This is a genomic window from Butyricimonas sp. RTP31003st1_G1_RTP31003_210430, from assembly GCF_040920905.1.
Lineage (GTDB): Bacteria > Bacteroidota > Bacteroidia > Bacteroidales > Marinifilaceae > Butyricimonas > Butyricimonas paravirosa.
Genome location: NZ_JBCOSQ010000026.1, coordinates 57,485 through 69,268 on the forward strand (window position 1 = coordinate 57,485; position 11,784 = coordinate 69,268).

Annotated in this window: 6 protein-coding genes; all 6 read right to left on the reverse strand. The window is 44.3% G+C overall.

The features are described from left to right. Positions 1–81: 81 nt before the first annotated feature. A complete protein-coding gene (locus AB5542_RS09950) occupies positions 82–3,252 on the reverse strand; it encodes a S41 family peptidase (RefSeq protein ID WP_087420773.1) in 3,171 nt (1,056 codons plus the stop codon). A 12-nt stretch (positions 3,253–3,264) separates the two neighbouring features. Then, positions 3,265–4,287 (reverse strand): hypothetical protein, encoded by a 1,023-nt coding sequence (locus AB5542_RS09955; protein ID WP_087420774.1) that lies wholly within the window; start codon positions 4,285–4,287, stop codon positions 3,265–3,267. A 140-nt stretch (positions 4,288–4,427) separates the two neighbouring features. Continuing rightward, positions 4,428–5,891 (reverse strand): RagB/SusD family nutrient uptake outer membrane protein, encoded by a 1,464-nt coding sequence (locus tag AB5542_RS09960; protein WP_229128396.1) that lies wholly within the window; start codon positions 5,889–5,891, stop codon positions 4,428–4,430. A gap of 24 nt (positions 5,892–5,915) precedes the next feature. Continuing rightward, complete coding sequence (locus AB5542_RS09965; protein ID WP_087420775.1) at positions 5,916–9,230, reverse strand: TonB-dependent receptor; 3,315 nt, start codon at positions 9,228–9,230, stop codon at positions 5,916–5,918. 35 nt (positions 9,231–9,265) lie between these two features. After that, a complete protein-coding gene (locus AB5542_RS09970) occupies positions 9,266–10,510 on the reverse strand; it encodes a FecR family protein (RefSeq protein ID WP_279039768.1) in 1,245 nt (414 codons plus the stop codon). Positions 10,511–10,616: 106 nt separating this feature from the next. Beyond that, entirely contained in the window at positions 10,617–11,210 is a 594-nt protein-coding gene (locus tag AB5542_RS09975) for an RNA polymerase sigma-70 factor (protein ID WP_279039767.1), read from the reverse strand. Positions 11,211–11,784: the final 574 nt, after the last annotated feature.

The following is an 11,784-nucleotide window of genomic DNA, read 5'->3' on the forward strand; positions in this document are numbered from 1 at the left end:
ATTTTGTTTTATTGTCATAAACCTCTTTTGAACTTTATCAATATTCGCCCCGATTATTCCTTTTTGTATTTTTCAAATGTCCTATTGATTGATCTCTTTCAGTAGCTCCCGGACGGCTTGTTCCAATTGTTGGTCTATTCCTTGCAGGAGTTTGTTCGGGTCATTTTCAACACGGGTGTCAGGTTCCAGTTGCTGGTGTTCTAGGTATTGGCCGTTGTTTGCCTTGATACCCATTTGTGGGATGCCGAACACCAACGTCGGGTCTTGCTGTGTTTCCCACCACACGAGTGTCATCGTGCCGGGGATGGGCATTCCGATGATTTTTCCTAGGCCTAGAGTCCTGTACCCGTATGGAAATCCATGACCATCGCTATAATTCCCCTCGTTGACTAATAAGATAGAAGGTTTGCTCCATTTGTTGAACGGTTCTACACAAACGTGTTGTCCGCGGGGAGAGATGTCCATGTATTTTTTGCCGCTGAATAGCGTGAGCAGGTCTTCATGTAGCCAACCGCCCGTGTTAAAACGGGTGTCTACGATGATTGCCTCTTTATTCCGGTTCATCCCGAGCGCTTCGGAAAAGACTCTGCGGAAACTGGGGGTGTTCATGGCTTCGACATGCACATAACCGATGCGTCCGTTCGAGAGGCTGTCGACGATGGAACGGCGTTGTGCAATCCAACGGTTGTAACGTAAGGCATGGTCGGAGGCGATCGGTTTGACGAACACGTTCCATTCATTGCGGGTGGAAGGATCGTAAAGAGTTAGTAGGGTACGTTCCCCGACAGTTCGGTTTAACAGATGTTGCCAATCTTGTCCTTTTCGTATGGGTTTATTATTTATCCTTAGGATGATAACGCCCGGTTTTACCCCTTTTTGCGGGAGATCCAAAGGACCTTGGTGTAATATTTCGGTTATTTTCACGCCATCTTCTTGAAACTTCTCGTCAAAGAAAGCCCCCAGTTTTCCTGTGATATTGTTTTCTTGTCGGGTATATCGGGTTCCGGTGTGCGATACGTTTAGTTCTCCCAACATTTCGCTCAACATTTCACTGAAATCGTAATTATTATTGATATGAGGCAAGAAACGTTGGTAGGTGTCATGATAATATTGCCAATCCGTGTTGTTCATATTCGGGTCGTAGAGTTTATCTGCCATCTGTTTCCAGATGTGTTCGAATATGTAATGCCGTTCTTCTCCGGGGCGCCAGTTGAAGTCTGCATTATAAGTAACGGGTCTGTTTTGCCCGGAATTGAGATCCAGAACTTGGATGCGCCCTCGTGACAGAATGAATAGTTTATGACTTGCCTCGTGAGGAATAAGTTGCCCACCTCCGTTTTTGAGGCAGAGGCGAGTACTCTGTTCTTGTAGGTCTTGAACCCAAAGGTCATATCCTTCCTCCGACCGGGCCGAGTAGTACAGTTTTTTACCATCAGGAGTAAGATAGAAATCTCCTACTGATGATGCACTCCACGTCAGGCGAAGAAGGCGGTCGGATAGATGCTCCAGCTCGAAGGGTGCGTTTTTGTCTTTTAGGGTATCTTGTCCGTAAAATTCCCGTTCTTCCTTCGTTTTCTTCCAGTTATTCCATTCCGTGGAGTTTAGGAAAAGGATGTAAAGATCGCTATTTGTTCCCCAACTTCCGTGATTCCGGTACCCGTTATAATCCGAACGATAGATAATTGCGTTTCCTTTCATCGCCCATTTGGGGGTATTGTCGTTGTATGCACTCCGGGTTAGATTGATCGGAGGTCGGGTTTCAGAGATGGGAAGTAAGGCCAAGTCGGAATTGTTCCACCCCCCGTTTTCAAAAAAACTGGCAAGAATGTGTTTGCTATCGGGGGACCAGCAATAATATTGGTCTCCGTCAACGTAAGAATAGTTGTACTTCCCGTCGAGTATGGTAATGGATTTGTTTGTTTGCAAGTTCAGTACTTTCAGTGTGGTACGGTTCTCGATGTAAGCGATGTATTTCCCATCCGGAGAATACTGGGGTTGGAAACAGGGAGCCTCTTTTGAATGGGTGAGTTGTTTCTCTTCCCAGCTCGTGGCATACGTGAATGCGTTGTCCTTGGGATTGGTTAGCGTGGAACAGAAAATATTCCAAATGCCATCTCTCTCGGCGGCATAGACAATGGAACGTCCGTCCGGGCTGAAATCTATTTGCCTCTCTTGGGAGGGCGTGTTCGTTATACAACGGGTGGTTGAATAATCAACAGAGGTAACAAATAGGTCTCCTCGTTGTATGAATGCAATCTCTTTCCCTTTGGGCGAAACTGCAATTTCTTGCGCTCCTGTCGTGAAATTTTTTAATATCTCCCGTGATTCTACTTGATCCGTCAGGATGGAGATATTTATTTTGCGAGCTTTTTCGCCTTCCCGGATGGTGTATATTTCTCCGTCAAAGGAGTAACAAAGCGTGCCGTCTACAGCGATAGAGAGCGATCGGACAGGATTTTTCGCGTGGAAGGTGATCTGGATAGTTGTGTCCGGATGTTGTAACGACATTTTCCAAATGTTGAAATCACCGGATTGTTCTGAAAGATAATAAACATCTTGTTCGTCAGGAGAAAATACGGGTTCTCGGTTTTCTCCTTTAAAGGAAGATAGCTTGCGTGTCTTCCGTTCTTTCTTGTTGTAGATCCAGATGTCTCTGGCGATAGATGAGGTGTGATGTTTTCTCCATGCATCTTCGTAACCTTTATAATCATGATAGAGAAACAAATTGTCGGTTTGGTTGACTGAAACGTTGTTCACGGGAAGAGAGATAATACGTTCTATCCGGCCGCCTTTTGCCGGGACACGATATAGTTGTTGCATGTTCGGGAACGGAAATTGTCCGTATTCTTTGTCAAAGCCGTTGGATGCCGTGAAATAGACTGATTCCCCGTCCGGGCTAAAACAACAGGGAATTTCCGAGCCAGATTGAAAAGTAAGTTGGGAAGGGGTTCCCCCAAGTGCGGGCATGATATAAATGTCTTGACTTCCTTCCCGGTCAGATTGAAAAGCGATCTGTTTGCCGTCTGGGGACCATATCGGATGCGAGTCATATCCGGGGTGGGTGGTTAATTGTTTGGCCAGCCCTCCTGAGATGCTGACCGTGTAAATGTCACCTTTGTACGAGAATGCGATGGTCTGACCGTTTGGAGAAATGGCCGGGTAGCGTATCCATAAAGGATGTTGCGATGTTCCGAGAGTAGGGAGAATACAAGATAGCAAAGCTACCAGTAAAAGGAATAATGGTTTTATCATATCGGAAATGTTTTATTCTGAGAATATAATAATTGCATTTGTGTTGTGTTTAGACGTGGCGATGGATAGCTCTCCTGCCCGATAGTACCGGTTGTTGCCTTTGTAGGAACCGTCTGCGTATTTCAGGTTCATTCCCCAAGGATCGTTAACCTCCATCCATACCGTGCCATCCACGATTTTGTAGCCTTTAACGACAAGAAAATGCCCGATAGTTCCGTTATAGAATTTATGGATATGGTATTCTGAGTTTCCATTCTTATCGAATGTCACGTATTGCATATCAAGACAAATAATGATAATATGCCCGTTCTTTAGCTCGTTCGTGATTTGCGTGACGAATTTATCTTCTATTGTCTCCAAGGTTATCATGGAGGTCGTGATGCCGTGGTGGTTCAAATAGGCTTGCACGTCTTGAGGGTACCAGGGAATGGAGCCGTCGATGGTACTTTTCGGGAATTCGTTTCTTGCTTCTTCAACCGAGTAGGGGAAAGAAGGATCGGTCCATAAAGCGGCCATAACCGCACATGTCGGTCCGCAGTTGTCGTTGGAATATGGTCCCGTGTCGTGTTGTTGGAGGTAATAGCCGTTCGAGGAATTACCGTTATTGGAATGCTCCTCCGCTATAAAATAGCCGAGTCCCCAGGGGATAGAATGGTCGTTGTTGGTAATCGTCACCTTCCATTGGGACTGGTCGGTTTTGTTGCCGGCTGTTATGGTGTAGGTAACGGTAGATTTGAAGTCCTGTTTACTGTTTCCGCTGATTTGTTCTTGATTGTTAACCGTGGCCGTTGCTCCTTCGGAAAGGGTGAATCGGGGGCAGAGATTGGTACCGCTTTTGATTGAAACCGGGACCTGCAAATAGATCGTTTTGTTGTCGGTGTCGATAATCCCTTCTCCCGAATAACCGTTGACGGAGAAGGTGAGCATATCGGTTCCTGATAAATCTTGAGTCTCGTTATCATCTTTATCTTGACAGGCAGAAAAGAGAAATGCTGCCGTGATGAAACATAGGAAATATAAAGTATTCTTTTTCATGGGATGATTTGTTAGATCAAGTCGTTACGGATGTGTCAAGAATTCCCGGGAAGTGATTTTGTACTTCCCGGGAACCTGTAATTGATGCTTTGTTTATACCGTCATCTTTGATGCCGATAACCACAATTTCGAGTGAAAGTTTATTCTCTGGAATATCCCGGATTCTGTTGCATATCCGGATTCATTTGGAATTGTTCTTTGGGGATAGGCAATATACACTTTGTGTAATCCCAGTTGATTTCTTCCGGGATCCCGTCTAAATGCCAACCACCTTTACGGATAATTGTCTGATTGTTACGTAGAGCATCGAAATAACGATGTCCTTCTCCAACCAGTTCTTTCCTGCGTTCTTTCAGGACTCTGTCCAGTGTAAATTCAGCATCGCTGACAGATTTATCCGGGTTGGCACGTGAAACGATGTCGTTTAGATAGCTTAATGCCGGACTTCTGTATTCGCCTCCCGCTTTCAGTCCGGCTTCTGCTGCAATCAAATATACTTCAGAGAGCCGGAATACCATGTAATTGTTTTCAACGGAAGGAACGCCGTAAGAGGTGCCGGGATATTTCATTAGCCAGTAACGGATATTTTGTTCTATCTCTTGCCCGTTATAAACTTGATCGAGTAATTGGCAGCGTATGTCATCCGGGTCTTCGGCCATGAGATCCACGAAATCTTTCGTTGCAACGATGTCCGCGTATCCCCACCAGTGCATACTGTATGCGAGTCCATCACGGCCCGGGTTATCCGAGGCGGAAAAAGCGATTTCGAACAGTGATTCGCTACCGAATTTGTTGTTTAATGCGAATTGAGCGGCATAGTTGTTCCGGGGGGCCAAATAGTATTGTCGATTTTTTTCTAGTTCCGTGATCAAGTCTTGCGCCGTTTCGAAGGCCTCCTTGTTTTGTTCGCGATATAAATATACCCGGGCTAACAGGGCTTGTGCCGCGTAGGCATTGATCTGTCCATTGTTTTTCTCGGAAGAAAGCAAGGGAATCGCTTGCTTCAATTGTTTGATAATAAAATCATAACATTCGACGACAGTATTACGGATGGGTTGTTCCGTTAAGGAAATTGCGTGATCCAGAATAGGAACTCCCCAAGAAGCTCCTTGATCTTTTGCATACGGGTAGCCGTGGGTGCGTAATAGGTCGAAATGTGCTAGGGCGCGAATCGCTATAGCCTGCCCTTTGTAATCGTTCAATTGGTCCGGGTCGCTTTGGGCATCGGTAATTTTGTTATTATCGATAGCTTGGATGATATTGCTGGCATTACGAATCGTGTACCACGGACGTCCCCAGAGCCCTCCGTTCCCTGTCGATTGGGTTGATTGGTCGAAAGTATACATGGTGTAGGGCGTTCTTCCTGAAATGTACAGGCATTGCATATCGTCTCCCTTTACTTCTCCGTAAAAATAGAGCGAGGCTGCATAATAGTATTGAGAAGCCATGAGTGCGTAGAGACCGTTAACAGCCGTTTGAGTTTCAGCAATTGTCGTGATTGCATTTTCAGTGACGACGGCATCGTCTGGAAATTTTGTTAAGAAATCATCCCCGCAGGATATAAAAAGGAGGGTGATCCAAGATATAATGAATAGTCGTTTCATAATTTTCACGTTTAAAGTTTAGTTTTATAATCCGATCTCTATACCGAAAGCATACGTCTTTAACGGGGGAACATTGAACTCTACTGTTCCGGTTAATTCAGGATCGTATTGGTCATAAGAAGCCCACGTCAACAAGTTGGTCCCGGAGAAATAAACACGTGCCATCGAAAGACCAAGAACATCGGTCCAACGTTTGGGTGCGGAGATTCCTAGGGTGAAATTTTTCAATCTCAGGTGATCCGTGCTGTGTATCCCTCTGGAAGAATGCCACCAGCCACCGTACTCTTGTCCTGCCACGTATCGGGGTATGTCGGTCTTGTCTCCCGGTTTCTGCCAGCGTCTCCGTAACTCGACGCTTTTATTTGTGTTTGCCGCGTGTCCGTCATCCTGTAATGCCCACATGGCAGCGTCGTATGAATGTCCGCCGAGCGAGAATGAGAAGTTGAAAGACAGGTCTGCGAAATAATACCGGAATGTATTTGTGAAACCTCCTGTTAGTTTCGGGTAGATATCTACCAGCGGGATGGATGCTGCGTCGTTCGGGTCATACACTTTTTCTCGTGAACGTACTCCGTCCTTCCCCTCTTGATTGGAATAATACATCGGTTTCCCGTTGTCCGGATCGACCCCGGCATATTCTCTCAAGCAAATTGTGCCATAGGAATAACCTTCTTTGCGGATGTAATAGTTGGCAGCGTAAAATTCGGATAAGTCTGCCAGTTTGATGATTTTATTTTTATTGGATGCCATGTTCAAGGCTGAGGACCACGAGAAGTTTGCCTTTTGAATATTGACGGATTTTATATCCAGCTCGAAACCTTTGTTTTCCATTTCTCCGACATTATCGAGGATCGTACCGAAGCCCGTGATTGAGTTTACTTGGCGATCTAGTAATAAATCTTTTGTCGTTCTCTTGTAGTAGTCGAATGAAATATTCACTCGATCGAATAAACTCAAATCGATGCCGAAATTCAGGGAATAGTTCTTCTCCCAACTCAGGTTATCATTGGCGATGACCGATTCTACCATGGCCGGTTTCTCGTTATATGACCAGCTCGTGGAGTAAGAACCGTAGAATCCGTACAGGGAAACGGGAATATTTCCGTTAACACCGTAAGATAATCTGATCTTGGCATCCGTTAACCACGAGGAGAGGCTCATCATGAAGTTTTCCTGCGAGATACGCCACGAGCCGGAGAGAGCCCAGAAATTGTCCCAACGATTATCTTTTTGTAAACGAGAGGAACCATCCCTACGGAAGCTGAAACTCAAATAGTATCTTTGATTGTAGTCATAGTTTACGCTTGCAACGTAGGACAGCATGGCATCTCCCTTCTTGGTTTGGCCCACGGATACCGGTGTCGAGGCGTTCGATAGGGTATTGTTTTTCGTGTTTGCGTAATTTTTAGCCTCTCCGAAAAGGTCATCGTGATCCCAGTGTTGTACCTCGTAGGCGATGGTCGCATCGACGTTGTGTAAACCGAACGAGTTGGAGTATGCTAACCGGGTATTCGAGTTGTACCGGATATTTTCAACCATCCACATATCTCCTTGTCCATTCATGGCAAGTCCGTCGGAACTGAGCGGGGAGAAGTAACGGAAATCTTTCGTGTAGGTGTAATCCACGTTGAATGATGTGGACAATTTGAGGCCCTTGATAATTGTGTACCCGGCTTCGAGTGATGCGAATGTTCGGGCAACCTGCGTGTAGTAATCGTTGATCGTGTTCTCGTAAAGAGGGTTTAGATTGCCGTTTAACGGGATATTCGTGTTATACGTCCCGTCCTCGTTGTAGATCGGGACAGAAGGTGTTAAGCTGTACTTGGACGTGTACATGGCACTGGAATACCACTGTCCCTCGGGTGTCGCTTTGGATTTGGTGACAGATAACAGGGCGTTCATGGCCAGATCGAAACGTTTATACGTGTTGGAAAAATTGAAATGTCCTCCCAGACGTTCGAATCCCGAATTAATGGACACGCCTTCCTGTTTGGTATAACTGATACTTCCGGCGAATTGAGTATTCGAATTACCGCCCATCGCGGAGAAATCATAGCTCTGCTGGTGGCCCTTGCGGAATAGCTCGTCAAACCAGTCGGAATAACCGTTTGCCGGTTTTGACGCGTAAATGTCAGCTTGTTGGTCTGCGTATTCTGCCGCGGCTTCCGGGGTAGCCCCTTCATCCAGCTGAGCATTGAGATAACCTTCCCGGATTAATTCCCGGCGTTCGTCTCCTCCCATGGTTTCCCGGAAAGTGTAAGCGAGATCGGAAATACCGTAGCTGGCTTTCAGGCTGTATGTTGTCTTCCCCTGTGATCCTTTCCTCGTGGTAATCAGAACGACCCCGTTGGCTCCCCTTGCCCCGTAAAGCGAGGCGGAAGCGGCATCTTTCAGAACCGTGATGTTTTCGATGTCGGCCGGGTTTAACGTGGAGATAAAGCCAAGTCCGCCCGTGTTCATGTCATTACTACTCATGTTGCCCGATGTGATCGGAACACCGTCCAGCACGTACAAGGGTTCATTGGATGCGTTGAACGAGCCGATACCGCGGATTCTCATGCTCACGTTCGAACCGGGTTGTCCGGAGTTTGAATAGAGAGATACTCCCGGGAGATTGGCTTCCAGCATTTGGGTAACGGACACTACCGGGAGACTTTTCATTTTATCCATGTTTACCACGGAAGCCGATCCCGTGTAGGATGATTTTTTGAAATCCCCGTATCCGGTCACGACAACTTCTTCAATGACCCGCGAGTCGTCTTCCATGATAACATTAAGTTGGTGATTTGCGGGTATCGGTAGATCTTTATCCTTCATTCCTAAGAATCTGAATTGTAAGATGTTGTCCGGGGCCGCTTTGATGGAGAAGTTCCCGTTGATGTCTGTCACCACGCCGGACGTGGTTCCTTTGATCACGATAGCAACGCCGATGATTGTTTCTCCTTTCGTGTCTTTCACGTTTCCCGTGACGGTAATCAATTCTTTCTTTTCTGTTTTCTTTTCTAAAACAACGATCTGTTCCCCGGTGATTTCATACGTGAAATTTGTTCCGTTGAAAATTTCGTCCAGAACGTTTTTGATCGGGGCGTTTCTGACTTGTATGGAGATGTTCTTCAATTGTTTGATCTGCTCTGTTTTGTAGAAGAACTTGTAAGAACTCTGTTGCTCTATTTTGAGGAATATGAGTGTCGCCTCGGCATTTTTCATGTTCAACGTGATGCCTTTGTCTTGCCCCATGGACGGGTAGGGGATAATGTAGAGCATACATGTCATCCAGGAAATAAAGAATATCCTGAAAATCCTTGAGGAACGATGTCCTTGTGCTTGATTTTTTTTCATAGGCTTGTCATTTTGTTAGTTTGTATTTGTGGATTTTATTTCGGATGAATAAAAATGGTATCTTGTTTTATGGTATAAGTGATATTGGCGCTTAATGAGATGATGTGCATGGCCTCTTGAATGTCTTCCCGATGGAATTTACCATTGAAACGATCGGAGGAATCGATCGAGGCGTTGTTGACAAATGTGATGCCATACCACCGAGATAGTTTGTCCAGCATTTCGTTAAAATTTTGATTGTCCAAGCGGAGAATGCCGTCTTTCCATTGGGTCATTAACTTGGCATCAATGTCCGTGATCGACATTTTTTGTTGTGGGGTATCTAGCGTGAGTTGCTGGTCCGCATGGAGAATGGCTTTTCTATGATAAGCGGTTGCTTGAATACATCCCTCGACAAGGATTATACTGGTTTCTGCCATATCTGGGTAAGAGCATATATCGAAAGAGGTTCCGAGAACTCGTGTTTCCAAGTTACGACTCTTGACGATAAACGGATGAAGTGAGTCTTTTTGCACCTCGAAATAGGCTTGTCCCGTGAGTTGCACGACTCGCTCTTTGCCCACGAAGTTCACGGGGAATATCAAGGAACTTTCGGAGTTTAACCATACTTTGGTTCCATCCGCTAACGTGATATTGAATCGCTCCCCGCGAGGAATATTTAACGTGTTGTAAATTTCTTGAGTGGCAACGCTATTATTTTTCTGGTATCTTATCTGGCGATCTCCGGATCGGTGTAATTGTGTTCCATCTTTTTCTTGAAGAGTCGTATCTGTGGTAATCAAATTAATTATCGAACCATCTGCACGTATAAGTGTAGGAGATTGGGAATGTTGTATTTGTGCGGAAGGTAATGGCTGTACGGGCGATTCCTGTTGAGTGGCAAGATAATACCCGATAGATAGAGAAAAAATGATGATCGCTGCATATTTGGGAATTTGGCGAAGATAGTTGTGGCGTTTCCCGCGTGGCGTCGATAAAATGTATTTTTGATATTGCCGGAATGCCTTTGCTTTTTCCTGTGCGGAAATAGATGCGTGGGTGGTTGCGTTCCAAAGCTGTTTGAACTGTTGGAAATATTTCTCGTGTGAATCATCCTTGATCCATTCTTTAAATGTCGAAAATTCTTCGGGGGATGCCGTGTCATTCAGTATATTAAATAGCATATCCTCGATGGAGTTTTGCGTCCCAAAGTCGTTCGTTGGGGAAGGCCTTGATGATTTGTCAGGGTTAGATTTTTGATCGAAATCACCATTTTTTATATTATTGTCTTTGTCGTGCATAACTGAAATTTTAAAGAAATCTATGAATCACCCATAATGCCGATTCATTAATGAGTCATTTAACGATATGACGCATTGAATTTCAGTATCCCCCAAAAAATAATAGTTAAAAATGTTTAAAGAAAAGAATGACTACGAGTAACCATTCAAGCTCTTTACGTAGGCGGGCAAGAGCAATTGTTAATTGGTTCTCAATTGTTTTCGTGGATAGATTTAATTGTCGGGCAATTTCTTGATGCGATTTGTGTTCGATCCTGCTAAGAATAAAAATTTCTTTACAACGGGGTGGGAGCTGGTCTATTGCTTCGTTGATAAAATGGTTTATATCTTTATTTATTAATTCTAGTTCGGATTCCGGTGTTTGAATCAGTTCTTGGAAATAAATGTCTAGCATGGAATGTTCGATATATTTTTGAATCACCGCTTGGTGGCGTATAGAACTGATACATTTGGTGTAAACCATTTTATACAGGTAGGAATGCAGGGAGGTTTTTATATTTAGGTCAGAGTGCTTATCCCATAGTTGAAAGAATATGTCTTGAATAATATCTTTGGCCGCATCCCGGTCATGTAGTAAGCGGTAGGCATAGTCTACTAACGGAATGTAATATTGATCAAAAAGAGTTTCAAAGCTCTTTTTATCTCCGTGTTGGAGTTGAAGGATATAGATTGATTCCGGCTGTTCAGTATGCTCCCGCATCTTGATTTATATATTAGGTTGGATACAAATATACTAAAATTTGATAATAATGAGTAAATAATTAAGTTGTAATGAAAAATGAAGGGGAAATAAGTATTCCTAGGTAGCATCATTCCGATCGGACCTCTGTACAGTAGAAAGTTCCTTTGAAGTTCCCTGTAGTTTCCTGAAATCGAGTAAACCAATTTCAGGAAACTACAATGCACGAATTTATTTTGTTTAGCCTTCCAGTTTATGTAGAGAACTAGGCGTAATCTAACCGTGAAGTAATCGAGAAACTACCTCTCGTTCGTTGCTTGTTCAGAGCTTAAGCGGAGTTTATTCTATCCGGGCTGCATGAGCCACGAGTAAGCTCTGAATCAGTTTCGAAAAAGAGGTACCTTCTCTCTTCATTCTCGGTAGGATTACCATTACTTCTTTTATTTTAATGCTCACATGGGGAGCCGGATAATGATTTGGTTTACATCTTGGATAGTGTTTCAAAAAGTGTGTAAATACCTTCTTTTCTCATGACTGCAAAATTATAAATAGTTCAATAAAATAATCTTGATTCTAAAAAATTATAAATAGGATA

Coding starts and splice junctions, on each gene's coding strand:
- AB5542_RS09950 (WP_087420773.1), bottom strand. CDS start 3,252: ATGATAAAACCATTATTCCTTTTACTGGTAGCTTTGCTATCTTGTATT.
- AB5542_RS09955 (WP_087420774.1), bottom strand. CDS start 4,287: ATGAAAAAGAATACTTTATATTTCCTATGTTTCATCACGGCAGCATTT.
- AB5542_RS09960 (WP_229128396.1), bottom strand. CDS start 5,891: ATGAAACGACTATTCATTATATCTTGGATCACCCTCCTTTTTATATCC.
- AB5542_RS09965 (WP_087420775.1), bottom strand. CDS start 9,230: ATGAAAAAAAATCAAGCACAAGGACATCGTTCCTCAAGGATTTTCAGG.
- AB5542_RS09970 (WP_279039768.1), bottom strand. CDS start 10,510: ATGCACGACAAAGACAATAATATAAAAAATGGTGATTTCGATCAAAAA.
- AB5542_RS09975 (WP_279039767.1), bottom strand. CDS start 11,210: ATGCGGGAGCATACTGAACAGCCGGAATCAATCTATATCCTTCAACTC.